24 protein-coding genes are annotated in these 26,592 nt (G+C 68.8%); 10 read left to right on the top strand and 14 right to left on the bottom strand.

Annotated elements, in window-relative coordinates; genetic code table 11:
* Positions 1-15 precede the first annotated feature (15 nt).
* From J2744_RS06925 to J2744_RS06915, 3 genes are read left to right on the top strand one after another with little or no spacing between them, the layout of a single operon-like run.
* Positions 16-1,197, top strand: a complete 1,182-nt coding sequence (locus tag J2744_RS06925) for an alpha-1 4-glucan-protein synthase (RefSeq protein WP_209546002.1) — start codon at positions 16-18, stop codon at positions 1,195-1,197.
* 39 nt (positions 1,198-1,236) lie between these two features.
* Positions 1,237-2,364, top strand: a complete 1,128-nt coding sequence (locus tag J2744_RS06920) for a substrate-binding domain-containing protein (protein ID WP_209546000.1) — start codon at positions 1,237-1,239, stop codon at positions 2,362-2,364.
* A 13-nt stretch (positions 2,365-2,377) separates the two neighbouring features.
* Positions 2,378-4,669 (top strand): DUF7846 domain-containing protein, encoded by a 2,292-nt coding sequence (locus J2744_RS06915; RefSeq protein ID WP_209545998.1) that lies wholly within the window; start codon positions 2,378-2,380, stop codon positions 4,667-4,669.
* A 496-nt stretch (positions 4,670-5,165) separates the two neighbouring features.
* Here J2744_RS06915 and J2744_RS06910 read toward each other — a convergent pair whose 3' ends face one another.
* The 3 genes from J2744_RS06910 to J2744_RS06900 all read right to left on the bottom strand — a co-directional run bounded on the left by J2744_RS06910 (position 5,166) and on the right by J2744_RS06900 (position 8,232).
* Positions 5,166-5,819: a dolichyl-phosphate hexose transferase gene (locus J2744_RS06910; protein WP_245203249.1), complete on the bottom strand. Its 654-nt coding sequence runs from the start codon at positions 5,817-5,819 to the stop codon at positions 5,166-5,168.
* A 212-nt stretch (positions 5,820-6,031) separates the two neighbouring features.
* Positions 6,032-7,675, bottom strand: a complete 1,644-nt coding sequence (locus J2744_RS06905) for a GMC family oxidoreductase (RefSeq protein WP_209545992.1) — start codon at positions 7,673-7,675, stop codon at positions 6,032-6,034.
* Positions 7,672-8,232, bottom strand: a complete 561-nt coding sequence (locus tag J2744_RS06900; protein ID WP_209545990.1) for a gluconate 2-dehydrogenase subunit 3 family protein — start codon at positions 8,230-8,232, stop codon at positions 7,672-7,674. Before J2744_RS06900 ends, J2744_RS06905 begins: the two co-directional genes overlap by 4 nt.
* 173 nt (positions 8,233-8,405) lie before the next feature.
* Between J2744_RS06900 and J2744_RS06895 the strand changes: the two genes are divergently transcribed.
* Complete coding sequence (locus J2744_RS06895; protein WP_209545988.1) at positions 8,406-10,016, top strand: ABC transporter permease; 1,611 nt, start codon at positions 8,406-8,408, stop codon at positions 10,014-10,016.
* A gap of 163 nt (positions 10,017-10,179) precedes the next feature.
* Here the strand turns inward: J2744_RS06895 and J2744_RS06890 are convergent, their stop codons facing one another.
* The 6 genes from J2744_RS06890 to J2744_RS06865 all read right to left on the bottom strand — a co-directional run bounded on the left by J2744_RS06890 (position 10,180) and on the right by J2744_RS06865 (position 15,590).
* Positions 10,180-11,262, bottom strand: a complete 1,083-nt coding sequence (locus J2744_RS06890; protein WP_209545986.1) for a sulfite exporter TauE/SafE family protein — start codon at positions 11,260-11,262, stop codon at positions 10,180-10,182.
* Positions 11,252-11,416, bottom strand: coding sequence for a DUF7512 family protein (locus J2744_RS06885; RefSeq protein ID WP_209545984.1), 165 nt, complete (start codon positions 11,414-11,416; stop codon positions 11,252-11,254). The genes J2744_RS06890 and J2744_RS06885 overlap by 11 nt, the downstream gene beginning before the upstream one ends.
* A 634-nt stretch (positions 11,417-12,050) precedes the next feature.
* Complete coding sequence (locus tag J2744_RS06880; RefSeq protein ID WP_209545982.1) at positions 12,051-13,226, bottom strand: inorganic phosphate transporter; 1,176 nt, start codon at positions 13,224-13,226, stop codon at positions 12,051-12,053.
* A 12-nt stretch (positions 13,227-13,238) separates the two neighbouring features.
* On the bottom strand, positions 13,239-13,700 hold the full coding sequence (locus tag J2744_RS06875; protein ID WP_209545980.1) for a YeeE/YedE family protein: 462 nt from the start codon (positions 13,698-13,700) through the stop codon (positions 13,239-13,241).
* 130 nt (positions 13,701-13,830) lie between these two features.
* Positions 13,831-14,388, bottom strand: a complete 558-nt coding sequence (locus J2744_RS06870; protein ID WP_209545977.1) for a YeeE/YedE family protein — start codon at positions 14,386-14,388, stop codon at positions 13,831-13,833.
* A gap of 8 nt (positions 14,389-14,396) precedes the next feature.
* Positions 14,397-15,590 (bottom strand): MBL fold metallo-hydrolase, encoded by a 1,194-nt coding sequence (locus tag J2744_RS06865; RefSeq protein WP_209545975.1) that lies wholly within the window; start codon positions 15,588-15,590, stop codon positions 14,397-14,399.
* A 237-nt stretch (positions 15,591-15,827) separates the two neighbouring features.
* On the opposite strand from J2744_RS06865, the gene J2744_RS06860 reads away from it, so the two are divergent.
* The 6 genes from J2744_RS06860 to prf1 all read left to right on the top strand — a co-directional run bounded on the left by J2744_RS06860 (position 15,828) and on the right by prf1 (position 21,731).
* Positions 15,828-16,073 (top strand): sulfurtransferase TusA family protein, encoded by a 246-nt coding sequence (locus tag J2744_RS06860; protein WP_209545973.1) that lies wholly within the window; start codon positions 15,828-15,830, stop codon positions 16,071-16,073.
* A gap of 2 nt (positions 16,074-16,075) precedes the next feature.
* Positions 16,076-16,705, top strand: a complete 630-nt coding sequence (locus tag J2744_RS06855; protein WP_209545971.1) for a DsrE/DsrF/DrsH-like family protein — start codon at positions 16,076-16,078, stop codon at positions 16,703-16,705.
* A gap of 136 nt (positions 16,706-16,841) precedes the next feature.
* The gene (locus J2744_RS06850; RefSeq protein ID WP_209545969.1) at positions 16,842-17,777 is read left to right on the top strand and encodes an NAD-dependent epimerase/dehydratase family protein; all 936 of its coding nucleotides are present in this window, start codon (positions 16,842-16,844) and stop codon (positions 17,775-17,777) included.
* Between the two features lie 433 nt (positions 17,778-18,210).
* Positions 18,211-20,019: an arginine--tRNA ligase gene (gene argS / locus J2744_RS06845; protein WP_209545968.1), complete on the top strand. Its 1,809-nt coding sequence runs from the start codon at positions 18,211-18,213 to the stop codon at positions 20,017-20,019.
* 82 nt (positions 20,020-20,101) lie between these two features.
* Positions 20,102-20,362 (top strand): glutathione S-transferase N-terminal domain-containing protein, encoded by a 261-nt coding sequence (locus tag J2744_RS06840; protein ID WP_209545966.1) that lies wholly within the window; start codon positions 20,102-20,104, stop codon positions 20,360-20,362.
* A 118-nt stretch (positions 20,363-20,480) separates the two neighbouring features.
* A complete protein-coding gene (gene prf1 / locus J2744_RS06835; protein WP_209545964.1) occupies positions 20,481-21,731 on the top strand; it encodes a peptide chain release factor aRF-1 in 1,251 nt (416 codons plus the stop codon).
* 26 nt (positions 21,732-21,757) lie between these two features.
* Here the strand turns inward: prf1 and J2744_RS06830 are convergent, their stop codons facing one another.
* The 5 genes from J2744_RS06830 to J2744_RS06810 form a co-directional block, all read right to left on the bottom strand.
* Complete coding sequence (locus tag J2744_RS06830; RefSeq protein ID WP_209545961.1) at positions 21,758-22,201, bottom strand: metal-dependent transcriptional regulator; 444 nt, start codon at positions 22,199-22,201, stop codon at positions 21,758-21,760.
* 43 nt (positions 22,202-22,244) lie between these two features.
* Positions 22,245-22,730 carry a ferritin-like domain-containing protein gene (locus J2744_RS06825; RefSeq protein ID WP_209545959.1) on the bottom strand — a complete coding sequence of 162 codons (486 nt, stop codon included), beginning with the start codon at positions 22,728-22,730 and terminating at the stop codon, positions 22,245-22,247.
* Positions 22,731-22,867: 137 nt separating this feature from the next.
* Positions 22,868-24,097: a Fe-S cluster assembly protein SufD gene (sufD, locus tag J2744_RS06820; protein WP_209545957.1), complete on the bottom strand. Its 1,230-nt coding sequence runs from the start codon at positions 24,095-24,097 to the stop codon at positions 22,868-22,870.
* Position 24,098: 1 nt separating this feature from the next.
* The gene (sufB, locus tag J2744_RS06815; protein WP_209545955.1) at positions 24,099-25,529 is read right to left on the bottom strand and encodes a Fe-S cluster assembly protein SufB; all 1,431 of its coding nucleotides are present in this window, start codon (positions 25,527-25,529) and stop codon (positions 24,099-24,101) included.
* A gap of 52 nt (positions 25,530-25,581) precedes the next feature.
* Positions 25,582-26,502, bottom strand: coding sequence for an ABC transporter ATP-binding protein (locus J2744_RS06810; protein WP_209545953.1), 921 nt, complete (start codon positions 26,500-26,502; stop codon positions 25,582-25,584).
* Between the last annotated feature and the right edge of the window lie 90 nt (positions 26,503-26,592).

Genomic DNA, 26,592 nt, shown 5'->3' with positions numbered 1-26,592 from the left:
TAAAAACAACCGAGTATGAACCCGACCGCCTCGGACCGCGACGGCTCGGACATCTGCGTGATCGTCCCGACGATTCGGGAGTACGAGTGCGTTCGGGCGTACGTCGAGAACGCCCGCGACCACGGCTTCGACGTCTCGCGGCTCCACTTCGTGCTCGTCACCGAGGAGTTCTGCGAGGTCGACGAGATGCGCGCGATGCTCGACGAGTTGGGCGTCTCCGGCGAGGTGTTCGACGGCGCCCGCCGCGAGGAGTGGTACGAGGCGAACGGGGTCGCGGAGTACGGCCACGTCGTCCCGGCCGCGAGCCACGCCGAGACGAGCTTCGGGCTGCTGTACATGTGGGCCGACGACTCCTTCGAGTACGGGATCTTCATCGACGACGACACGCTCCCGCACGACGACGCCGACTACTTCGGCCGCCACACCGAGAACCTCGCGTTCGAGGGTTCGATCGAGCGGGTCAGTTCGGACGAGGACTGGGTGAACGTCCTTTACCGGAACGCCGACGAGCACGGACTCTACCCGCGCGGGTATCCCTACTCCGCGATGGACGAGACGGTCGAGACGGACGCGGTCGCGGTCGAGTCCGGCGAGGTCGTCGCCTCGCAGGGGCTGTGGACCAACGTTCCCGACCTCGACGCGGTCCGGATCCTGATGGACGGCGACCTGGAGGGACAGGCCCAGACGCGCACGACCGCCGACGACTTCGGGAACGACTTCGTCGCCGAGCGCGGCAACTACCTCACCGTCTGCTCGATGAACCTCGCGTTCCGCCGCGAGGTGATCCCCGCGTTCTACCAGCTGCCGATGGACGACAACGAGTGGGACGTGGGTCGCTTCGACGACATCTGGTCGGGCCTGTTCCTCAAGCGAGCCTGCGACGTGCTCGGCAAGCGGATCTACAACGGCGGCCCGCTGTGTGAGCACAACAAGGCCCCGCGGTCGACGTTCGACGACCTCGCGAACGAGGTGGCGGGGCTAGAGCTAAACGAGCACGTCTGGGAGGTGATCGACGGAGCGGGAGGAGACGCCGACTCGTACGCGGCGGTCTTCGACGCGATGGCCGACGCGCTCGCCGAGGGCGACTTCGCCGAGTGGAACAACGGCGCGTTCCTCAACCACTGCGGCGAGTACATGCGCGACTGGCTCGACTGTCTCGACGCGATCCGCCGGACGCCGGCGGTCGCGGACGACTGAACCGACACGACTAAGAGGATTTAGGGAGGCCTAAAACACATGACGACTCACGATCACACCGAGACGAAGGTGAACCGGAGACGGTTCCTCGCGAGTTCAGCCGCGGTCGGCGCGGTCGGACTCGCGGGTTGTACGGGCGAGGAAACGGACGACGGCGGCGCGGAGTCGTCGATCGGCCAGATCGGTTCCGGCCGCGAGGGTCGCGGGCTGCCGGGCGGCACGCCGATCGCCGAGATGCCCGACCTCTCGGGCGAGCTGACGGTGTACTCCGGCCGCAACGAGTTCCTCGTCGGCCCGCTCGTCGAGTACATCGACGAGGAGTACCCCGACCTCGACTTGGAGGTCCGGTACGCCTCCTCCACCGACCATGTGAACGCGATCATCAACGAGGGCGAGGGGTCGCCGGCGGACGTGTTCTACTCGGTGAACGCGGGGTCGCTCGGCGCCCTCGCGAGCGAGGGACGCACGCAGGCGATCCCGAGCGACGTCGCCGACCTGGTCCGCGAGGAGTTCCGGACCGACCAGTGGATCGGCACCTCCGGCCGCGCCCGGACGGTCCCGTACGACAGCGGCGAGTACGACGCCTCGGACGTCCCCAGCGACATCATGGCGTTCCCCGAGGGGTTCGACGGCGACCTCGCGTGGGCGCCCTCCTACGGCTCCTGTCAGGCGTTCGTCACCGCGATGCGGATCCTCGAAGGCGACGAGACCACCCGCGAGTGGCTCGAAGCCGTCGTCGACTCGGGGGCGACCACGTACAACAACGAGTTCCGCGTCTGCGAGGAGATCGCGGACGGGACCGTCGACGCCGGATTCACGAACCACTACTACATCCAGCGCGTCCTCGACGGGAACCCGGAGGCGACCATCGACACCGCCTTCACCGAGGGCGACGCCGGCGCGGTGTTCAACGTCGCGGGCGCCGCGATCGTCGACACCGCCACGGACACCGAGCTCGCCGGGAACTTCGTTCGGCACCTGCTGTCCGCGGAGGCGCAGGACTACTTCGCGCGCTCGACGTTCGAGTACCCGCTCATCCCCGACGTGGACCCGATCGGCGACCTCCCGACGATCGACGAGCTCGACGTGCCGGACATCGACCTGACGGAGCTGTCCGACTTGGAGGCGACCGTCGACCTCATGCGCGAGGCCGGCGTCAACATCTGACGCGTCTCGTTCCGTGTCGTCCCGCTCCGACTCGTCGCTTTTCGCGCGGCTCGCGGCCCGGTTTCGGCAGCGGCTCGCTCGCGCGGACCGGACGACCGCGGCCGCGGTCTGCGTCTCGCTGACCGCGGGGGTCCTGACGTTCGCGGTCGCCGCGACGCTGTTCTCGCACCACTCCGCGAACCACGACGAGGGCGTCTACCTCACGCAGGCCGCGCTCCTCCTCGGCGGCCAACTGGAGTTCCACGCCGGCGCGCTCGCCGACGCCGTCCACCCGTGGTTCTTCGTCGAGGACGGCGGGCGTCTCTACCCGAAGTACAGCCCCGTTCCGGCGGCGACGTACGCGATATCGATGGCCCTCTTCGACGAACCGCGGGTGACGCTCGCGGCGGTCGCCGCGGGCAACGCCGCGCTCGTCTACCTGCTCGGCGCGATGGCCGTCGGTCGGCGGGCGGGAGTCGCCGCGGCCGTCCTGTTCGCTGCGTCGCCGATGGCGATACTCACGGGCGCGACGTTCCTCTCGTACGCGCCAACGACGTTCTTCAACCTCCTGTTCGCGGTCGCGTACCTCCGGAGCGTCCGCGACGGGTCGACCGCGGCCGCCGGAGTCGCGGGCGCCGCGATCGGGATCGCCTTCTTCGCGCGCCCGTTCACCGCGGTGCTTTTCGCGGCGCCGTTCATCTGCCACGCGCTGTGGCGGGTCGGGTCGGCGACTGCGGCCGAGGGACTGGATCTCTCCGCGCTCCCGAGTCCCGTCCGCAGACACGGGCTGACGGCGCTGTTCGGGACGCTGTTCGTCGGCGTGACGCTCGCGTACAACCTCCGGATCACGGGATCGCCGCTCACCTTCCCGTACCAGGCGTTCGCGCCGATGGACGGTCCCGGCTTCGGCGAGCGGCGCATTCTGGGCCACTCGGTGGAGTACACGCTGCCGCTGGCGCTCGAATCGAACGGCTACGCGCTGCGAGAGCTGGCGACGCGGTGGGTCGCGGCCGGGCCGCTCGGGACGCTGCTCGCGCTCGTCGGCGGCGCGGTCGCGGTCCGGCGGTGGCGCGCGGGTGTCGACCTCGCAGGGGCGGACCTCGCGGGCGCGGTCGACCCGGACGCGTCGAGCGGGAACGGCGACCCACCCGGCATCCCGTCGTTCCGGCGGACCGCGGCGCTGCTTCTCGCCGGCGTGGCCGTCTCGGTCGTGGTCGGGAACCTGTTCTTCTGGGGGACGCATAACGCGCTCGCCGACCTCTCGGACCCGACCGACGGGCTGGCGTCGCTGTTCGGCCCGTTCTACCACTTCGACCTGCTCGTGCCGCTGTCGGTGTTCGGCGGTCTCGGCGTCGCGGCCGCGGCGCGCGCGCTGCCACGCCTCCGGGACGCGCTCGCCGCGCGGACCGGTTCGGAGCGGGGCGCGCGGGCCGGGGTCGCGGTCGTCGTCGCCGTCGCGCTCGTCGTCGCGTCCGGCGCAGCGGTCGCGGCCGCGAGCGACCCGGTCGAGCGCAACGCGGCGATCGACGCCAAACACGAGGCCGCGTACGCGCCGTTCGAGGAGACGGAGTTCTCGGACGCGCTGGTGTTCGTCCCGACGCCGTACGGCGAGTGGCTCGCGCATCCGTTCCAGGAGCTCCGGAACGGCCCGGGACTCGACGGCGACGCGGTGTACGCGCTCGACCGCGACCCGGAGGAGGACTTCGCGGTCCTCGACGCCTACCCGAACCGAACGATCTACCGGTACGGCTACCGCGGCGTGTGGACCGCGGACCCCGACGACCGAGTCACGCCGAAGCTGGAGCCGATCGAGGTGCGCTCGGGGTCGCGGGTCGACGCCGAGACGACCGTCGGGGTTCCCGAGCGCGTCGACAGCGCGCGGGTCCGGGTCGAGACGCGGCGCGGCGAGGGGCGGGCGGTGTACACCGTGGCCGACCCCGAGGCCGGCGACCCGCTCTCGGTCGGGTGGTCGGTCGGGAGCGACGGGGTTCGGCTCGCGGGTGCGCCCAACGAATCGGTCTCGGTCGATCCCGCGGGCGACGTGGCGTTCCTCACGGTGACGCTGTTCGCGCCCGACGGCTCGACGTTCACCTACCGGCAGGAGGCGACGGTGCGGATGGCCGACGACGAGGCGGTGGGAGGCGAAGCGGTGGGAGGCGAAGCGGTGGGAAGCGGAGAGGGCGACGTCGAGGTCGTCTGGCCCCCCGAGCGGTCGGTGTGTCGGCTCGTCACCGACTGCGGGAGCGAGGGGACGTACCTCCCCGACCAACCCGCCAAACACTCGGAGTGGGTCGTCTTCGAAACGCGGGCCGAGGCGAGCGACTAATACGACGACAGTTTATAATCGACTGCCAGCGGATCGGCTGTGAGTACTTCTAAATCCGCAACAGCTCTCTTATAAATGATTGACCAGCGATCAGCGGTGAACACCGCCAAAGCCCCAGCCGTGAGGTGGGCGCACGCTCGCTGCGGTCCTCAGTCGGTCGCTACCGCTCCCTCCTTGTGGTCCTTGCGTCACCTGCGCCCACCTCACGGCTGCCCCTTTGAGTCCCGCCCCGAACCGCCACCGCACAGCACCTCACGCCTCCCCAGCCTCGTCGGGCGCCTCCTTCGGGCTCCCTTCGGTCGCCCTCGTCGCGCCCGACTCCCTCGCGCGTGCTGCTCGGCCGCGAAGCGGCCTCGCAGGCACGCGCCACCGCCGCGTCTATTTATAAACAATCAGCGCCGTCGCTCACGAGTGTAAAAACGTCGCCGGCGGCCTACTGTGCCCACAGTATCTGTCCGGACCGCCGTCCGACGGCCGCGTCGGGGAACGAGGTGCCTCAGAACCGCCGCAGCTGCTCTTCGAGGCAGACGGTGACGATCGACTTCGCGATGGCGGCGCCGCCGCCGATCGGGTCGAGCTTCGTCTCGCCGAGGCGCTCGGCGTACCGGATCGGGCACTCGCGCACGTCGTAGCCCCGCATCAGCGGGCGGATCAGCAGTTCGGCGGAGAGCCCGGTGTTCTCGGTCCAGCCGATCTCCTCGACCACGTCGCGGCGGTACGCGCGCATCCCGGTCGTGGTGTCGTGGACGCGCTCGCCCATCAGGAGGGAAGCGAGCGCGGCGAACGCGTGGTTACCGAAGCGGTTGAACGCGGGCATCGCCTCGGCGCCGTGGTAGAGCCGGTCGCCGCTCACCACGTCCGCGCCGTCGTTGATCTCGGCGAGGAACTCCGGGAGCGCCTCCATCGGGTAGGTGTCGTCGCAGTCCGTGGTGACGACCACGGGGCGGTCGGGGGTCAGTATCGCCTCGCGGACCGCGACCCCGTACCCCTGCGGCTCCTGCTCGATCACGCGCGCGCCGTGTTCGCGGGCGATCTCGGCGGTCTGGTCCGAGGAGCCGTCGACGCAGACGACCTCCGCCTTGCCATCCGTGACCCGCTCGACGTCTTCGAGCACCGTCGCGATGGCCCCTTCTTCGTTGTACGTCCCCATCACGACGCTGAGGTCGTCGAAGGTGTACGGCTCGCCGCCGTCGGCGGTCGCGCCCGCCGCGTCGGCTTCGACCCCTGCCTCGTCCGCTCCGCCGCCGCTTTCGACCGCGGTCGCGGACCCGTTCGTCGCGTGCGCTGAGTCGCTCATTACCCGCACCTCCGCTCGCAGGCACTTGAGTTTTTAGGTTTACCTAAAATAGTAGTGTCCGTCTGTCAGGACTCGTCTGCGAGCCACCCGGCCACGTCGTCGCCGACGCGAAGCGCGAGCGCGGCGATGGTGAGCGTCGGGTTCATCGCGCCGCTCGTGGGGAAGACGGAGCTGGAGGCGATCCAGCAGTTTTCGAGGTCGTGGGTCCGGCAGTCGGCGTCGACGACGCCCCGATCCGGGTCGTCGCTCATCCGCGTCGTCCCCATGTGGTGGTAGGCCGGTCCCGTCGCGTCCGGGCCGGCGACCCACTCGACGTCGGCGCCGAGCTCCTCCAGCACCTCGACTTGGATCGCGTTGGCCCGCTCGATCGTGTCGAGCGCGCGGTCGCCGACCGTCCACTCGATCCGCGGCACCGGGTTCCCGCGGTCGTCGGTGCGGTCGTCCGCGAGCGTCACGCGGCTGTCGGCGTCGGGGAGCTGCTCGACGAGCGCGCCCATCGCGACGTGGTTCCCGTACTCGTCCCGCAGGCGGTCGCGGAGCGCGTCGCCCCAGTCGTCGCCCGTGAGCGCCGACTCCACGGGAGACGGGCCGGCGTAGTTGAAGAACTCCAGCTTGAACGGGGCCTGACTCTCGTCGGCCTCGTCGTAGAACTGGTCGCAGGCGCTGGTGTAGAAGCCGACGTGGTTCTGTCTCGTCTCCTCGTCGAGCGTGCCGCCCGCGCCCGCGAACAGGTGGTCCATGAAGAACTCGCCGACGTGGCCGCTCCCGTTCGCGAGCCCGTCGGGGTAGCGGTCGGACGCCGAGAGGAGCAGGAGCCGCGGCGTCTCCACGCCTCCGGCGGCGACGACGAACGCGTCCGCCTCCTGCCGGTGCCGCTCCCCGTCGGGCGTCGCGTAGACGGCCGCGGCCACCCGGTCGTCGCCGTCGTGCTCCAGCCGCTCGACCGGCGCGCGGTCGATCACGGTCGCGCCCGCCGCCTCGGCGCGCTCGACGTGGACCGTCGCGTCGTACTTCGCCCCGCTCGGGCAGACGGGCTGGCAGGTGCCGTAGCCGACGCAGGGCGACCGGTCGTCGTACGGCTCGGAGTTGCGCGCGTTCGGCACCGAGTGCATGTCGATCCCCAGCGACTCGCAGGCCTCCGCGAACAGCGAGTCGCTGTAGGAGGGCTGGAACGCCGGCATCGGGTGCGGCTCCTCGCGGGGCGGCGCGTAGGGGTTGTCCGACGCGCCCGCGACGCCCAGCTCGCGCTCCGCCTCGGCGTAGTACGGCCGCAGATCGGCGTAGTCGACCGGCCAGTCGGCGCCGACGCCGCGCTCACTCGCGGAGTCGAAGTCGTCCTCGTGGAGCCGCATCACCATCCCCTGCCAGTGGAGCGTCGACCCGCCGACGCCCTTCACGCGGGCGTGGTTCAGGGGGTACGAGCGGTCGCCGGCGTTCTCGTGGGCGTCGCGCTCGCCGCCCACGCCCCAGACGTCCGGTCGGTCGTAGAACGGGCGGATCGCCCGCTCCTGTCTGGCGAGCCGGTCTTCGGGATCGAACCGCGGCCCGGCGTCGAGCACGACGACTTCGCGCTCGCCCGCGAGCCGGTCGGCGACGAGCGCCCCCGCGGGGCCGGCGCCGACGACGCAGACGTCCGCGTCGGTGACGGGCGTGCGGTCGACCCCGTCGGGCGCCGACCGCTCGTCGCCGACGCTCTCGGCGCCGCTCATTGCGGCCCCCGCTGATAGCTCTCCGCGCCGCCCGGGTGGCCCTGCGGGTTCTCGATACCAACCAGCTCCCCGCCGGTCGGGGAGGCGTACAGCGCGAGCAGCAGCTCGTTGACGACGTAGTACCGGACCCGCTCTGCGGTCGTCCCGCCGGGGTCCTCCTCGGCGGTGTCGGCGCCGACCTCTCGGAGGAGCCGGTCGCGGTCCGCGGAATCGAGGTCGGCGACCGGCGCGCCGTGCCACGTGTTCGCGAGGTGGTTCAGCTCCGCGACGGTCTCGCGGACCCCCGTCGCGTGCGCGGAGCCGTCGAGCCGCCCGGCGAGGAACCCCTCGACGAACTCGCTCACGCCGGCGACCTCGGAGGGGTAGACGACCGACGCGACGGCGGTCAGGGTCTCGCGGACCGCCTCGTCGTCGGCCGGGACGTCGTCGCCGTCGCGACTCCCGTCTTCCTCAGGGCGCTCTCCGCGGTCCGCGGCGAACCGCGCGCCGAGCGCGACCCCGCCGCTCGCGCCGAGCGCGGCCAGCGCCGCCGCCGCGTCGCGCCGCGTCAGTTCCATGTGTTTTTTAGGCAACCCTAAATTAATATATCCGTCGGAGCGCGGTCGGTTGCGGCGGGCTACGGCCGGACGCGGTCGGTCGCGTTCGGGGGGAGCGCCGCCGCGCCTCCGCGGCGGGATCGGAACCCCTAACGGCGGTTGCGTCCATCCTCCGACCGACCGCTTCTCGGACCATGTGCCCGATAACCCGGATCCGCGACCGGCTGACCGACGGGGAGGACCGACTACCGCTGGGGTTGACGCTGCTTTGCGCCGCCATCGCGGCGACGCTCGTCTTCCCGCTCGCGTGGCTCGTGATCGAGGCGGTCACCGTCGACCCCGCGCGCGCCGCGGACCTCACCCTCAGCCTCCGCACCGCGGACACCGTCCTCAACAGCCTGCTGTTGATGGTCGGCGTGACTGCGTTCTCGATCGCGATCGGCGTCCCGCTCGCGTACCTCACCGCTCGGACCGACCTCCCGTTCCGGCGGTTCTGGGCAGTCGCGGCCGCACTCCCGCTCGTCGTGCCGAGCTACGTCGGCGCGTTCTCGTTCGTCTCCGCGTTCGGGCCGCGCGGCGAGTTCCACGAGGTCCTCGCGCCGCTCGGGATCGAGCGGATTCCGGAGATATACGGCCTTCACGGGTCCATACTCGTCATCACGCTGTACACATATCCGTACGTCTACCTGACGACGCGGGCCGCGCTGCTGTCGTTCGACACGACGCTGCTGGAGGCGGCGCGGACGCTGAACCACGGCCGACTGGCGTCGTTCCGCCGCGTGACGCTGCCCGCGATCCGCCCTGCGGTCGCCGCCGGCTCGCTGCTCGCGGCGCTGTACGCGGTCTCCGACTTCGGGACGCCCTCGATCATGCGGCTGTCGGTGTTCACCCGACAGATCTACGTCGAGTACAACTCCTTCGGGAGCGACTACGCCGCGCTGCTCTCCCTACAGCTGCTCGTCGTCGTGCTGTTCGTGCTCGCCTTGGAGTGGCTCGTCCGCTCGGACGCCTCCTCGCACGGGGACGACGCCGGCCGGACGGAGGACCGCGTGTCGCTGGGGCGGCTTCGGTGGCCCGCGACGCTGCTGCCCGCCGGCGTCTCCGCCGTCGCGCTGCTCGTGCCGCTGTGGATCCTCGGGCTGTGGCTGGTCCGGTCGGAGTCGGGTCGCCGCCCCTCGTTGGCCTTCGACCCGATCCAGGTGCTCAACTCCGTCTCGGTCTCCGCGGCCGCGGCGGTCGTCGCCGCGCTCGCGGCGATCCCCATCGCCTACTTCGCGGCCAACCACGACTCCCGCCTCGCGACGCTGTTTGAGCGCGCGACGTACGTCGGCTTCGCGGTGCCCGGCATCGTGCTCGCGCTCGCGCTCGTCTACTTCGGCTCCGGCTACCTGCCATGGATCTACCAGACGCTGCCGCTACTGATCTTCGCGTACGTCGTGCGCTTCCTCCCGCAGGCGGTCGGGTCGAGCCGGACGTCGATCCTCCAGGTCGATCCGCGGCTCGTGGAGGCCGGCCGGACCCTCGGCGAGTCCTCGCTGGGCGCGTTCCGGCGGGTCACGTTCCCGCTCACGCGGTCGGGGATCGTCGCCGGCGCCGCGCTCGTGTTCCTCACGACGATGAAGGAACTGCCAGTCACGCTGATCCTCCGTCCCTCCGGGTTCGAGACGATCGTCACCCAGATCTGGCGCGCGCAGGAGTCGGCGCTGTACCAGTACGCGGTGGTGCCGACGCTCATCCTCCTCCTCATCTCCGGGCTCTCGATGGTCGTCCTCCTCGCACAGGAGGGCGGGCAAGAGGGGCTGTGAGCGGGGAGACTCTTCGCCGGCTCCCCGCTCGGCTGTACGCGTCGGCGTCGAACGCCGGACTCGATCTCCGTCGTCTCCGGCAGGACACAGAGACCGGAGTCATGCTGCGGTTATGACATAAACACGCAACACAGGTGCCGCGGATCGACGGCGAAAGCGCGGGTCAGTCCGCGGCGGACGTCCGCTGCTGGCGCGTCACGCGGAGCGAGGTGACCGTCGTGTAGAGGACCGCGAACGCGACGACGACCGCCGCGCCGACCACGAGCACCAGTCCGAGCAGTTCGAGCGTCGGGTTGCCGAGGTAGGAGCCGACCTCGCCGATACCCACGGCGATGGAGCCGACCAGCAGCATCCCGCCGAAGTACACCTTGATCTCGTCGGCGTCGACGACGGCGGTCGCGGCGGAGCCGACGCGCGCGCCGAGCGCGCTCCCGAACAGGAGCGGCGCGACGATGCCGAGGTTCACGCCGCCGCCCTGCCCGTAGAGGTAGCTCCCGAGTCCGCCGGAGAAGACGATCTCGAAGAGGTCCGTCCCGACCGCGACGGGCACCGGGACGCCGATCGCGTAGATCATCGCGGGCATTCGGATGAAGCCGCCGCCGACGCCGAGGAAGCCGGACAGGACGCCGGTCGCGAACGCGACGGCCGTGATCACCCACGCGGAGACGCGGACGTCGCCGCGGAGCGTCACCATCGGCGGGATCCGGACGGTCCGTTGGATCGTCTCCGCGATCTCGGGTATCTCGTACTCGTCGAGCTCCCTGTCGGCCGCCTCGTGGTCGACGCCGCCGTCCCCGCCGTCCCCGCCGCCGCCCCAGCCACCGCCCGTCAGGGCGTCGCGGGTGACCATCGCGCCGACGCCGCCGAGCAGGACGACGTACGCGACGCTGATGACCCCGCTCGCGAGACCCAGCGATTCGAGGTAGTAGACGCTCGCGCGCCCGGCCTCGATGCCGACGGTCGTGCCGGTGATCATGATCGCGCCGAGCTTGTAGTCCACCTGCCCGAGGTCATGGTGTTTCAGCGTCGCGATGACGGCCGTCCCGAAGACGAACGCCATCCCGCTCCCGACCGCGACGGGCGCCGAGTAGTCCAGCATGAGCAGCGCGGGGGTGACGAGGAACGACCCGCCCATCCCGAAGAACCCGAACAGGACCCCGACGACGAGACCGAACCCGACGAACAGCGCCAGCATCTCGGGGCTCGTGCCGAGGAGGCCGCCCCCGCCCACGAGACTACTGAGCACTCGATTCACCCCCGACGAGGAGGTCCATGAGATACGGCCCGAAGAGCCGTTCGAGACCCCCGTAGCCCGCGTACAACGCGACCGCTTCCAGGAGGATCACCCCGATGAGCAGGGCCGTCTCCGGGTCCCACGTCGGGACCGCTAACCCTGGCATCGGTCTCCCCTCCTCTTCTCGACGACGGTAATTCGCTGTTGGCACATTTCTGCTCGATTCCCCCTATCCGGTTCGTGCGTATAACGGTTTTGGGTCTATCGTACAATACTATATTCGGGTAACCTCGGCCGGAGTACCGATAACTTACAGAGACGTTTTCGCGGTCAGAGACTTCCATGGAACGTCGGTAGGCGTTGCGGTCGCCGAACTCCAGAAGCTCCTGCCGCTCACTTGTCTATCGTTGACTGCGGATCGACTACGGACACCTCCAACGCCCCAGCCGGGAGGACGACGGACGCTCGTTGCGCTCCTCGTCACTCGCTTCGCTCGTTCCTGCGGTGTCGCCGGCGACTGCCCCTTTGAGACCCACCCGACCGCGACAGCACAGCACCTCACGCCTCCCCAGCCTCGTCGGTCGCCGTCGCTTCGCTCGGCGACCGACTCCCTCGCGCGTGCTGTCGCCGGCGCTTCGCGCCGGCTTCCAGAGGGACCTTCGGTCCCTCGCGGCTCGGCCGCGGAGCGGCCTCGCAGGCACGCAGGGAGGCGCGACGCGCCTCTTGCAGCCGGCGGCAGGCCGCCGGCGACGCCACCGCCTCGTTTCTTTATAAGCAACTGACGCCGCGGCGTACTCCGTTTATAAAACGAGCGCCGCGGCGGCGTACGCGAGCGCGAACGAGAGGGCGAACGACCCCGCCCACGCCCCGACCGTCACGAGGATCTTCCGGGCGTCCACCGCGTCGCGGCCGCCGACGGCCGCACCGCTCCCGATGATCGCGCTGACGACGATCTCGTTGAACGAGACGGGTACGCCGAGGAGGACGGCCAGCTGCGCGATCAGAAACGACGGGACGAGCGCGGAGATGGAGCGCCGCGGCCCGAGCGAGGAGTAGTCTTGCGCGAGCGACTTGATCATCCGGGGCGCGCCCGTCCACGAGCCGACCAGCATCCCCAGCCCGCCGCCGACGAGGACGGCGGTCGTCGAGATCATCCCCACCTCGTCGAGCAGCGGGAGTAGCGGTCCGACGGCGAGTCCGACCTGACTCCCGCCCGCGGAGAAGGCGACGAGCGACCCGAGCGCGAGCAGCACGCGCCGCAGGCCTCCCTCCTCGTCGCGAGCGATGTCCCACCGGACGACGACCCCGACCGCCAGCGCGGCGAGACCGGTGATCGCGACCGCCGACGCGAGTCCGTCGACCCCCAGCGCGCGCTGTCCGAGGCCGCGGAGGGTGCCCGACGCGGCCCCCTCGCCGAGGAAGCTGAACTGAACGTTCACGAGGACGGCGCCGACGAGGCCGGCGAGGGCGGCGACGCTGTACCGCTCGGGAACGCCGGACCGCGGGAGGACGCCGGCGATCCCGAACGCGATGCCGCCGCCGACGAGCGGCGTCAGCGCCCAGACGGCGCCGATCTGCCCGTACTTCGACGGGACCGGCGTCCCGCCGAGCGCCAGGCCGACGCCGATGACGGCGCCGGTGACGGTGAACGCGGTCGCGATCGGAATCCCGGTCGCGATACCGAGCGCCATCAGCCCGGCGCCGAGGACGAGCACGAGGATGACGCCGGCGACGGGCAGGCTGATCCCGCCGACGAGACCGCTGCCGACGGCCTCCGAGACGCTGCCGCCCTGGGTGACGGCGCCGGCGAAGCCGAAGACGCCGACCAGGAGAGCGGCGCGCATCGTCCCGACGGCGTTCGCGCCGACCGCGGGGGCGAACGGGGTCGCGCCGCTCGACCCGGCGCCGATGACCCACGCCATGAACAGGCTGGCGAGCGCTGCGCCGACGAAGAGGGCGATGAAAACGGGGTCCATCGGGCTGGTGTGTCAGTCCGCGCCCGCCGCGGCGCCGTCGCGGGCCCCGCTCCGGCTCCGCCAGTACCCCTGCGCGTACGCGCCGACGAACATCCCGGCGAGCGCCCAGAGGATGGCGACGTTGCCGACCCCGAGGCTGGCGTACGCGGCGCCCGGACAGATACCGGACAGCCCCCAGCCGACGCCGAAGACGGCGCCGCCGACGAGGACGTTCCGGTCGAACGGTTTCAGGCGCCGCTCGTAGGGGTCGCCCGTGAGGGGCGCGGCGTCCCGGAGCCGGGGCAGCAGCGCGAACGCGATCCCGGAGACGATCGCGGCCCCGAACATCACGAACGGGAGCCCCAGATCGTCGAACTGGAGGAAGTTCAACACGACCTCCGGCCGGGCCATGTGACTGAACCCGAGCCCGAACCCGAAGATCAGCCCGCCGACGAACACCAGCGGCTTGAACAGCGGATGGCGGTCGTCGCTCACGTGTCGCTCCCTCCGGTCGCTTCCGTTCGCGCGGTTCGAGACGCTCGCTGCTCACGGCTCACGTCCGTTCGCCGTTCGCCCTGCGAGGCGCTCACTCCGCTCGCGCCTCGCCTCGCTCGCGTCTCGCACATCACGGACTCACCCCCAGCGCGGCGACGACCTGTGCCGTCCCGATCGCCACGGTCAGGAACGTCGCGACGCCGATCAGCGACGTCCTCGACGCCGAGCCGACGCCGCAGACGCCGTGTCCGGACGTACACCCCTTACCGATCCGGGTCCCGATCCCGACCAGGATCCCGCCGAAGAACAGCCGCCACGGCTGGACGTCGGTCGCCCACAGCGTCACGCCGGCGACCTCGTACAGCTGCCCGGTCGTCCCGGGCTCGTACAGCGAGCTGGTGACCAGCCCGGACTGGAACGTCGCGGCGAACGCGAGTCCGCCGAGGACGATCCCGGCCGTGAACACGAGCCGCCAGTCCCGCGAGGCGACGTACCGCTGGAACCGCGACCGGTCTGAGACGTACGACAGCGTCGACTCGAGGAACGTGCTCGCCCCGGCCGGGATCCCCGTCCCGGCGTAGATCAGGACGGTCCCGAGCCCGACGAACAGCCCGCCGACGGCGTAGCGGCCGATCCCGTTGGGGAACAGGTCGACCACCGCCTGAAGTAGTAGTGGGTCAGCGACCATTTGCGTCGTCAGTCACCCGCGAGCGAGTCTCGGCTGGCGGCGCAGTTGTTCGGGCCGAGTTCGAGGGTGAACGCCTCCTCGTCGTCGACGGCGTTCTGCCCGAGGTTCGTCGCGATGATGTCCTCGTAGTTGGCCGGCCGCGGGGGCATATCCGAGAGGATCAGGTCGACGAACTCGTCTTCGTCGGTCGTGAGCGCGTCCATCTCCGCGACGAGTTCGCCGATCGGCGCCGTGTAGGTACCGTCGTCGGCCGGCTCGGCGGTATCGCTGAAGTGTGCGCCGCCGACGAGCGTGTCGTCGGGCAGCGAGAGGACGCGCTCCCGGAGCGACTCGTAGAGGGTGCGCGCGGCGTCGGGCGCCCCCTCGTCGCCCTCCTCGAGGTCCGGACGGGCGACGCTCTCGACGAACAGCCCGTCGCCGGTCGCGAGCAGGCTCTCGTCGACGAGGTAGGAGGTCATCCCGGTCGTGTGACCGGGCGTGTGGACGGTCTCGATCGTCCCGTCGCCGACCGCGAAGGTGTCGCCGTCCTCGGCCGTGGTCAGTTCGTCGGCGTACGTGACGCCGCGGTCGACCGCGGCCTCGGGGATGACGCCCTCGACGCCCTCGTCGTCGAGGTCGCGCACTCCGGAGATGTGGTCGGCGTGGACGTGGGTGTCGAGCGCGTACGTCAGGTCGACGCCGAGGTCGTCGGCGTCGTCGAGGTAGCGGTCGGTAAAGGCCCGAAGCGGGTCGATGATCGCGGCTTCCCCGTCGTCGTAGAGGAGGTAGCCGAGACAGCCCGACGAGGGGCGCTGGTACTGGAGGAGCGTGCCGGCGCCGTCGTAGCGCTCGACCTCGACGGTCTCGTAGACCCTCGCCCACCCGTTCATCCCGTCTTCGAGGTGGTCGACGTCGTAGCCGCGCTCCGCGAGCGTGCCCGCGACGTACTCGCTGGCGCCGCCCTTCGCGCAGAGGACGGTCACCTCGCGGTCGTCGGGGATCCGATCGAGGGCGTTGTCGTCGACCTCGTCGTCGAGGAACTCGAAGTACGGGACGTTGATCGAGGTGACGTTCTCGCCGTCGATGCGCCACTCCTCGTAGTCGGCGCTCATCCGCGCGTCGAGGAGCGTAACGTCTTCGCCCGCGTCGATTCGATCTTTCAGTTCGTTCGGTGCGACCGTTTCCACTTCGACGTCCGGCGTCGGGAAGTCATCGGCGTCCATCTTGTACACCCCGTCCTACCAGTTGGGTGTAAAAAAGCGTTCGGATAGTAGTTCAAAGACTATACAATACAGAGTATCGTAAAACGAGATATACAGAGCTGAACACGCATTTATGTCGCTCGTAGCTGTATTCAGGTAAGATAGTCGTTCGTAATACACCCAAGAAACAACATTCTTTTAACTGTCGCAAGAATATTGTGCGGTAGCTCCAATACAAGTCAACGGAGCAGATACCATATGAGTGCCGAATACGACATCGCGGAGACGCTCGACGTGAAAGGCGCATCGTGTCCCATGCCGGTCGTGAAGACGAAGGGGGCGATCGACGACCTGGCCGAAGGAGCGGTCCTCGAAGTGCTGGCGACCGACCCCGGAAGCATGAGCGACATCGACGGTTGGGCGGCCGGTACCGAGGGCGTCGAACTCCTCGACCAGACGGAAGGAGACGACGTGTACAAACACTACGTCCGCAGGACGGCGTGACGATGAACACGGACACACTCGACGGGTCGGCCGAGGACGTTCCGGCCGAGGACGTGCCGGCCGACGAGGCGCCGGCCGAGGACGTTCCGGCCGGCGAGGCGCCCTCGCGCGCGGAGCTGGCCGCGCGCGTCGACGAGCTCGAGGCCGCGCTCGCCGAGACCACCGACGACGGCGGCAAGAAGATGAGCATCATCGCCACGAAGGGGACGCTGGACATGGCGTACCCGCCGCTCATCCTCGCCAGCACCGCGGCCGCGTTCGGCTACGAGGTGACCGTCTTCCACACGTTCTGGGGGCTCGAGATCCTCCACGAGGAGCGCTCGAAGAACCTCAAGCTCAGCTCCGTCGGCAACCCCAACATGCCCGTCCCGAACGCCGTCGCCGCGCTTCCCGGTATGGACCGCGTGACGACGAAGATGATGGAAAAGAAGATCGCGGACAACGACACCGCCACGATCGAGGAACTCCTCGAGACGAGCCTCGACATGGGCGTCGAGTTTCAGGCGTGTCAGATGACCATCGATCTGATGGGGTACGACGAGGACGACTTCTACGACGGCGTCACCACGGGCGTCGGCGCCGCGACGGCGCTTCGGGACATGGCCGAGGCGGACATCCAACTCCTCGTCTGACCTCCGACGGCCGAACCTCTCCGCGAACCGTCGAGACCGTCGCCGAGCGAGAGACGCCGAACCCCCCGTCCCCTCCGCCGAATATCGCTTCGACCCGATCCCGTACGTACTTATCCGCGACGGCCGACAGGCCGGTATGAACCTCACCGATTCGCGCGTCCTCGTGACCGGGGGCGCCGGTCTCGTCGGGAGCCACCTCGCCGCGAGCCTGCTCGACCGCGGCGCGACAGTCCGCGTCGCCGACGACCTCTCGAAGGGGACCCGCGACCGCGTCCCCGACGGGGCCGAGTTCGTCGAGGCGGACCTGACCGACCCCGACGACGTCGCCCGCGCGGTCACCGACGAACTCGACGTCGTCTTCCACTTCGCGGCGTACACCGACACGAACTACGACGACGACCGCGCGCTGTTCGAGGATAACACCGCGATGACGTACAACGTCCTCGAACGAATGCGCGAGGTCGGCGTCGACAGGTTCGCGTTCACCTCCTCGTCGACGGTGTACGGCGAGGCGCCGCGGCCGACGCCCGAGGACTACGCCCCGCTCGCGCCCATCTCCGTGTACGGCTCCGCGAAGCTCGCGGACGAGGCGCTGATATCGACGTTCGCGCACTCCTACGGCGTTCAGTCGTGGGTGTTCCGCTTCGCGAACATCGTCGGCCCGCGCCAGCGCGGCAACGTGATCCCCGACTTCATCGAGAAGCTCGACGCCGACCCGACGGAACTGGAGATCCTCGGCGACGGCCGCCAGGAGAAGTCGTACATGCACGTCTCCGAGTGCGTCGACGCGATTCAGCACGTCGTCGAGCAGGCGGACGACGCGTACAACGTCTACAACCTCGGGACGCGGACGACGACCTCTGTGACCCGGATCGCCGACATCGTGAGCGACGAACTCGGCGTCGACCCCGAGTACAACTACACCGGCGGCGACCGCGGCTGGACCGGCGACGTGCCGAAGATGCGGCTGTCGATCGAGAAGCTCGCGGGCCTCGGCTGGGAGCCGTCTATCGAGAGCGACGCGGCCGTCCGGCGGAGCGCGCGAGAGCTGATCGAGGAGATCGTCTCATAGGAATACGCTCACGCTGTCGGCTTTTTCCCGGGATATTCTTCCGGAGTCTCGATCGCTCATTTATAAATGATTGACCAGAGAGCAGCGGAGAGCACCTCCAAAGCCCCAGGCGCGAGGACTCGCGCCTGCCCCTTTGAGTCCCACCCCGCACCGCACAGCCCCGCGCCTCACACCTCCCCAGCCTCGTCGGGCGCGTCCTTCGGGCTCCCTCCGGTCGCCCTCGGAGCGCCCGACTCCCTCGCGCGTGCTGTCGCCGGCGCTTCGCGCCGGCTTCCAGAGGGACCTTCGGTCCCTCGCGGCTCGGCCGCACGGCGGCCTCGCAGGCACGCGCCACCGCAGTCCCGAGTGTCTCACTTCTGTCCCGTTCGATCCCCCGCCTCGCCCGCCGAGCCGCTTCGGAAGGGCCTTTTAACCCGCCCGTCGAACGGACGGTATGTTCAGGCAGTTCCGGTCGGAGGTCGAGGCGGCGCTCGCGGACGCGCTCGACGCGCTCGACCTCCCGACCGACGACCTCGGCATCGAACGCCCGCCCGACGACATGGACGCGACGCTCGCCTCCAGCGTCGCGTTCCGGCTCGCGGGCGAGGTCGGCGACGCGCCGCCCAACGTCGCGGCGACGGTCGCCGAGGCGGTGTCGGTCGCGGGCGCCGACTACGTCGCGAGCGTCGACACCGTCGGGCCGTACGTCAACTTCCACGCGAACGAGCGCTACCTCTCGGACACGCTCGATTCGGCCGCCGTCGACGCCGACTACGGCGCGCTCCCCGACCGAGACACGAGCGTGGTCGTCGAGCACACCAGCGCGAACCCGACCGGGCCGATCCACGTCGGCCGCGCGCGCAACCCCATCGTCGGCGACGCCGTGGCGAACCTCTTGGAGTACGCGGGCTACGACGTGGACCGCCACTACTACGTCAACGACGCCGGCCGGCAGATGGCGGTGTTCACGTGGGCGTACGAGCGGTTCGACGAGGACGACCTCGACGCCGAGCCCGCGCGCGACCGCGCGGAGTACGACCTCGTGCGCTACTACCGCAAGGGGAACGCCTTCCTGGAGGAGGCCGACGCCGACGCCGTCGAGACCGCGGAAGCAGAGATTCAGTCGATCCTCCAGGGGCTGGAGGCGGGCGACGAGGAGACGTACGAGCGCGTCGGCGAGGTCGTCGACACCGTCCTCGGCGGGATGAAGGAGTGTCTCGGCCGCCTCCCCGCCGAGTTCGACGAGTTCGTCAAGGAGACGCGGTTCATGCGCGACGACTCGACCGACGAGGTCGCCGCGCGGCTCAAGGAGACAGATCAGGCCGTCTACGAGGAGGACGCGTGGCAGCTCGAACTCGACGCGTGGGGGATCGACAAGAACCTCGTCTTCCTGCGCTCGGACGACACCAGCCTCTACACCACCCGCGACCTGGCCCACCACGAGTGGAAGTTCGCCAACTACGACCGCGCCGTCACCGTCCTCGGCGAGGACCACAAGCTACAGGCCGACCAGCTCGACGCGACCCTCGAACTGCTCGGCAACGACGCCGACCGCCTCGGCCACGTCATCTACTCGTACGTCAACCTCCCCGACGGGAAGATGTCGACCCGGAAGGGGACGGGCGTGATGCTCGACGACCTCCTCGACGAGGCCATCGACCGCGCCCGCGAGGCGGTCGAGTCCCGGATGGACGACCGCATCCGCGACGACGACCTCACCGACGAGGACGTCGAGCGCATCGCCCATCAGGTCGGGATCGGCGCGGTCCGGTACGACATCGTCTCGAAACAGCCCGCGAAGGCGATCACCTTCGAGTGGGAGGACGCGCTCGACTTCGAGGCGCAGTCGGCCCCGTTCGTCCAGTACGTCCACGCGCGCTGCGCCGGCATCCTCGGCGAGGCCGCGGCCGCCGGCATCGACGTGCCGGGCGTGACGGAAGACGCCGACGGCGACGTCGACCTCGACGCGCTCGACGTGGACGCGGGGGCCTTAGAGACCGAGGCGGCCCGCGACCTCCTGCGCGAGGTCGCCCGCTTCCCCGCGGCGATCGAGGCCGCCGCGGACGACTTGGAGCCGCACACGATCGCGACGTTCACCCGCGAGTTCGCCGACGCGTACAACGCCTTCTACCGCGAGTGCCCGGTCGTGACCGCCGAGACCGACGAGCTGCGCGACGCCCGGATCGCGGTCGTCGCGGCCGCGAAACACACGATGGCGAACGCGCTCGACGTGCTGGGCGTCGAGGCGCCGGAGTCGATGTAGCGCCGGGATCGACGGTCTCGCTCCGGCGCTCGCTTCGCACCGCCCGCAAACGGTTTTGTGCCGCGTCCCGTACCGTCGGTCGATGCTCGAACTCTACCAGTCGGAAGGCTGTCCGCACTGCGCGAAGGTCCGCGAGACGCTCTCCGAGCTCGGGGTCTCGTACGTCGCGCACAACCCGCGGCTCCCGGGGAACGCCGGCGGCGACGTGACCAACGAGGTGACCCACGACGAGCTCACCGCGGGCGGCGAAGACCAGATCCCGTACCTCGTCGACACCGATCGCGGCGTCACGATGTACGAGAGCGACGACATCGTCGAGTACCTCGAAGCGCACTACGCGTAGCGACCCCAGGCGATACGGTCCCCACTGACGCGGGTCCTCGCCGCCGACACGGGGCGTCTCGCCGGCCACAGCCCCGAGGTCAAAGCTTACTTACCCGCACGGGGGCGAACTGTAGGTAATGAGCAGCGACGCACAGGAGGCGAACGAGGACCGCCGGAAGTACGAGTTCCGCAAGGTCATCGAGGAGCTCAAAGAGTACGAGGGCTCCGGCACCCAGCTCGTCACCATCTACATCCCCGAAGACAGGCAGATCTCCGACGTGGTGGCCCACGTCACCCAGGAACACAGCGAGGCGTCGAACATCAAGTCCAAGCAGACGCGGACGGCCGTCCAAGACGCGCTCACGTCGATCAAGGACCGTCTGCGCTACTACGACACCTTCCCGCCCGACAACGGCATCGTGATCTTCTCGGGCGCCATCGACGCCGGCGGCGGCCAGACCGACATGGTCACCCGGACGCTGGAGTCGCCCCCGCAGCCGGTGGAGTCGTTCCGCTACCACTGCGACTCGGAGTTCCTCACCGAGCCGCTCGAACACATGCTCGAAGACTCCGGGCTGTTCGGGCTCATCGTCCTCGACCGCCGCGAGGCGAACGTCGGCTGGCTGAAGGGGAAACGCGTCGAGCCGGTCAAGTCCGCCTCCTCGCTCGTCCCCGGCAAACAGCGGAAAGGCGGGCAGTCCGCACAGCGGTTCGCCCGCCTGCGTCTCGAAGCCATCGACAACTTCTATCAGGAGGTCGCGGGGATGGCCGACGACCTGTTCGTCGACAAGCGTCACGAGCTGGACGGGATCTTGGTCGGCGGCCCGTCGCCGACGAAAGACGAGTTCCTCGACGGCGACTACCTCCACCACGAGCTCCAGGACAAGGTCCTCGGCAAGTTCGACGTGGCGTACACCGACGAGTCCGGCCTGAAGGACCTCGTCGACAACGCCAGCGAGGCGCTCGCCGACCAGGAGATCGTCGAAGACAAACGCAACATGGAGGAGTTCTTCGAGAAGCTCAACACCGGCGAGGAGGCGACCTACGGGTTCGAACAGACTCGCCGGAACCTGATCATGGGGTCGGTCGACCGCCTGCTCATCTCCGAGGACCTCCGCTCCGACGTCGTCGTCTACGAGTGTCCGAACGACCACGAGGAGTACGAGGTGATCGACTCGCGACACTCGACGCCCGACCACGAGTGTAGCGAGTGCGGCGAGGAGGCCGCGGTCGACGAGCGCGAGGACGTCATCGAACACCTGATGGCCATCGCGGAACAGCGCGGGACGGACACGAAGTTCATCTCGACGGACTTCGAGAAGGGCGAACAGCTGCTCGACGCGTTCGGCGGCATCGCGGGCATTCTGCGCTACTCGACGGGCGTCTAAGCCCTCGAAAACGGTCCCTACGACTTCTACTGCTGTTCCGGCTCGACCGGCGCCGGCGCGATCTCTAGGCACGCGCAGGCGTCCGTCTCCGGGTCGAAGCAGTCCGGACACTCCGGCTGGCGGTCGATGATCGTGTCGAGCCGCTCCGCGACCGTGTCGTCGATGACGGCCTCCAGCTCGCGGGCCTCGGACTGGAAGTCCTCGACTGCGAGGACGTTCGCGAGGAACCGTTCGATGATACAGTAGGTCTGGAGGGCGTCTCTCGCCCGGACGATACCGTCGTCGGTGAGCTTGACGCCCTTGTACTTCTCGTGTTCCGCGAGCCCGCGCTCTTCGAGCTTCCCGATCATCTCGTTGGCGCTGGCCGGGCTGACGCCGAGCGCGTCGGCTATCGACCCGGTCGACGCGGGGCCGTCTTCGCTGTCCTGTACGACGTATATCGTCTTGAGGTACTGATCTGCGGTGTTCACGGCTGTCCTCCGTCGGCGCTCGTCGGCGACTCGTCTGTCCGGTTCATCGGCGCTCCATGACCTCCGTGACCTCGCGCACTCCCTCGGCCTCCTCGTCGCGGATCGTCGTCAGGGTCGCGAGCAGCTCCTCGCGGTCGATCGAGAACGTCACGTCCGAGTCCTCGATCGCTTCGATGAGGTCGTCGTAGAACTTGTAGGCCGTCTCCTCGTTACACAGCTGGTCGTACAACACGTCGTCGAAGTCCTCCGGTCGCGTCCGCCCGTAGCGGGCGTCGACCAGCGACTCGATCTCGCCGAACGGGACGCTGTCGACGCCCAACCCCTCGATGAGGGCCTCCAGCCGTTCGCGGTGGTCGGCCGACTCCTCGGCCGCGTCCGCGAGCAGCGTCTCCACCTCCTCGTCGAGTTCGGCGTCCAGCTGTTGGTAGTGGCGGTGCGTTCGCGCTTCGACGACCTCTTCGAGCACGATTCCGATCTGGAGCAGCCGCGCGAGTTGGTCGTCGGAGGCGACCCGCTGGCTCACGCTCACCGCGACCACCCGAGACGGCGCGATACACGGGTTCGCATACCTCCGTCTCGGGCGCCGTCGCTCTTAAGCCGTTCCCCTCGCGGACCGGTCGCTGCGAGGTGAGGCGGGGTCGAAAAAATCCGCTCGGCGCCGACGGCCTACTGGAGACGCTCCAAGACGAGCTCCTCGACGTCGTCGCGGAACTCGTCGACCGCGATCTCCTCTAAGACGGGCACGAAGAAGCCCTCGACGAGCATGTTCCGGGCCGTTCGCGAGTCGATCGAGCGGCTCTCCAAGTAGAACAGGTCCTCGGCGTCGACCTGTCCGACCGTCGCGGAGTGAGAGGCCTCGGTGTCGTGGTTGTGGATGATCAGCTTCGGCGACGCGTCGGCCTCGGCGTCGTCCGACAGCATCAGCGTGTTCTCACGCTGGTAGCTGGAGGTGTTCCACGCGTCCTCGCCGACGTCCTGAACCCCCTCGTAGACGGAGCGGGCGACGTCGTCGAGCACGCCGCGCGTGACGAGGTCGGCGGTCGTCTGCTCCGCCTGGTGCCACACGCGGGCGTTGATGTCGAAGTGCTGGTCGTCCGTGCCGAAGAACGTCCCGACGATCTGGCTCTCGGAGCCGTCGCCGTTGAGCTCGGTCTCGATGTCCGAGCGGGTGAGCTTCGAACCGAAGTTGCTCTCGATCCAGTCGACCGTCGCGTACGTGTCGGTCACGCCGCGCTTCAGCGAGTAGGTGTACGAGTCGTCGTCGAGGTTCTGGAGCGAGCCGAACTGGACGTTCGCGTTCTCGCCCGCGACGACCTCGACGAGGTTCGAGAAGTACCGGTCGTCGCCTCCCCCCGAGGCGGCGGCCTCCCCGTCACCGGTCTCGATCGACTCGAGGATCGTCACCGACGACGACTCCTCGGCGACGACGAGCGTCTGGCTGAAAAGCGAGCGAGAGTTCATCTCCGCGCGCACCGTCACGTCCTCGACGTCGACGCCCTCGGGGACGTAGACGAACGTTCCCGTGGTGAACAGCGCGACGGACAGCGCCGTGAGGTAGTTGTGCTCGGGATCGAGGACGGAGCCGAAGTTCGCCTCGATGACGTCCCCGTACTCGTCGAGCGCCTCGGTAAAGGGGAGGACGACGACCTCGTCGTCGCCCGCGGTCCGCTCGGTCTCGTCAGCCTGGTTCAGCGGGTCGACGAGCGCCTCGAAGTCCAGCGACTCCAGGTCGGTCCAGCGGCGCCCCGGCGTCTGGATGACGTCGGGAAGCTCCGCCGTCTCCAGCGCCGAAAGCGCGTTCAGGCGGGTCTCCAAGAGCCACTCGGGCTCGTCGCGTTCGTCTGCGATGCGTCGTACCGTGTCCTCCGAGAGGCTCTCGATTGCTTGCGTGCTCATGTTATCCGAGCGAACCCTCCATCTCCAGCTCGACGAGCCGGTTCAGCTCGACGGCGTACTCGATCGGCAGCTCCTCCGTGATCGGCTCGATGAACCCCGAGACGATCATCTGCTTGGCGTCGTCGTCGTCGAGACCGCGCGACTGGAGGTAGAAGATGTCCTCGTCGCCGATCTTGCCGACGGTCGCCTCGTGGGCGACGTCGACCTTCGACTCGTTGATCTCCATGTACGGCATCGTGTCGGAGGTCGACTCGTTGTCGAACATCAGCGCGTCGCACTCCACGGCGGTCGAGGAGTTCTCCGCGCCGTCCGCGATGTGGACGAGACCGCGGTAGTTGGTGCGGCCGCCGTCCTTCGCGATCGACTTCGACTCGACGGTGGACTTCGTGTCCGGCGCGTTGTGGTACACCTTCGCGCCCGTGTCGATGTCCTGGCCCTCGCCCGCGAAGGCGATGGTGATGTGGTTGTCAGAGGCGCCGCGACCCTTCAGGATCGTCGACGGGTACAGCATCGTCGCCTTCGACCCCATCGAGCCGGAGATCCACTCCATGCGCCCGCCCTTCTCGGCGATTGCGCGCTTGGTGTTGAGGTTGTACGTGTTCTTCGACCAGTTCTGGACGGTCGAGTACTGAACGTGGGCGTCCTCGCCGACGAACACTTCGACGCCGCCCGAGTGGAGGTTGAACGCCGAGTACTTCGGGGCCGAACAGCCCTCGATGTAGTGGACCTCCGAGCCCTCCTCGGCGATGATGAGCGTGTGCTCGAACTGGCCCATCCCCTCGGAGTTCATCCGGAAGTACGCCTGAATCGGCATCTCCACGGTGGTGTTCTCCGGGACGTAGACGAACGAGCCGCCCGACCAGATGGCGCCGTGAAGCGCCGCGAACTTGTTGTCGCTCGGGGGGACGCACTTCGTCATGAAGTGCTCGCGGACGATCTCCTCGTGTTCCCGGACGGCCTTGTCCATGTCACAGAAGATGACGCCCTTCTCCTCCCACTGCTCCTGCATGTTCTGATAGACGATCTCGGACTCGTACTGCGCGCCGACGCCCGAGAGCGCGTTCTTCTCGGCCTCCGGGATGCCCAGCTTGTCGAACGTGTCCTGGATCTCCTCCGGGAGGTCTTCCCAGCTGTCTGCGCCGCCGCGCTTGTCGATGTCCGGCCGGATGTACGGTACGATCTCCTCGATGTCGATCTCCGAGAGGTCCGGCTGTCCGGGCCAGTCGGTCGGCATCGGCATCTCCTGGAACTGCTCGAGCGCGCGAAGGCGGCGCTCCAGCATCCACTCCGGTTCGTCCTTGTCCTCCGAGATGACGCGGACTGTCTCCTCGGTGAGACCCTTCTCGGTCTGGAAGGCGGACTTCTCCTCCTTCTTGAACTCGAAGCGGGCCTCGGTGTCTGTCTCCTTGAGGTCGTCCTGTTGTGAACTCATAGTGTATTGTTACGGATTCCCGTGTTTACGTGTGTCGCGTGCCCGCATTCGGTTACGCCGCCTCGAAGGCGTCCTCGCGGACCCAGTCGTACCCCTCGTCCTCGAGCTTCTCGGCCAGCTCCGCGCCGCCGCTTTTCACGACCTCGCCGTCGAGCATCACGTGAACGTGGTCCGGCTCGACGTAGTCGAGGATGCGCTGGTAGTGGGTGATCTGGAGGATGCCCGTGCCCTGCTCGTCGCGGAGCGCGTTGATCCCCTTCGAGACGTCCTTCAGGCGGTCGATGTCCAGCCCGGAGTCGATCTCGTCGAGCACGGCGACGCTCGGCTCCAGCATCGCGGCTTGGAGGACCTCGTTCTGCTTCTTCTCGCCGCCGGAGAAGCCGGCGTTGAGGTAGCGCTGCATGAACTTCTCGTCCATGTCGAGCAGCTCCATCTTCTCGGAGAGGATCTCCTGGAACTCGGCGACGCCGATCTCGCCGTCGTCCGCGGGACCCTCCATCGGGGAGGTCTCGTAGCCCTCGTCGTCTTCTTCGGCTTCCGCCGACTCCTCGTCTTCGTCCTCGAACAGCTCCTCGCGCTCGTCCGCCTTCGCGTTGAGGGCCTGTCGGAGGAAGTTCGTCATGGTGACGCCCTCGATCTCGGCGGGGTACTGGAAGCCGAGGAAGATGCCGAGCGCGGCGCGCTCGTTCGGCTCCAGCTCGAGGAGTTCCCAGTGGTAGTCCTCGTCGTCCAGGTCGGCGTCGATGTCGGCGACGTCCTCCTCGCTGAGGTGAAGCAGGATCTCGCCGTCGGTGACCTCGTAGGCGGGATGGCCGGCGATGACCTTCGCGAGCGTCGACTTCCCCGAGCCGTTCGGTCCCATCAGCGCGTGAATGTCGCCGGACTCGACGGTCAGGTCGACCCCGAGAAGGATGCGTTCGCCGCCCTCTTCCGCCACTCGTGCGTGAAGATCGTTGATTTCGAGAGTAGCCATGTGTATTCTCGTGCCTCGTACCTTGACGGTGGGGGTTGAGGGGGTTAATGGTTACGCATCTACCCGTCAAAACTCTCGAATCCGTTAAGA

It is taken from the genome of Halorubrum trapanicum, from assembly GCF_017873555.1.
In the GTDB taxonomy this organism is placed as follows: Archaea; Halobacteriota; Halobacteria; order Halobacteriales; family Haloferacaceae; genus Halorubrum; species Halorubrum trapanicum.
Note: the sequence above shows the minus strand (reverse complement) of the source record. Positions and strands in the feature narration are given on the sequence as shown.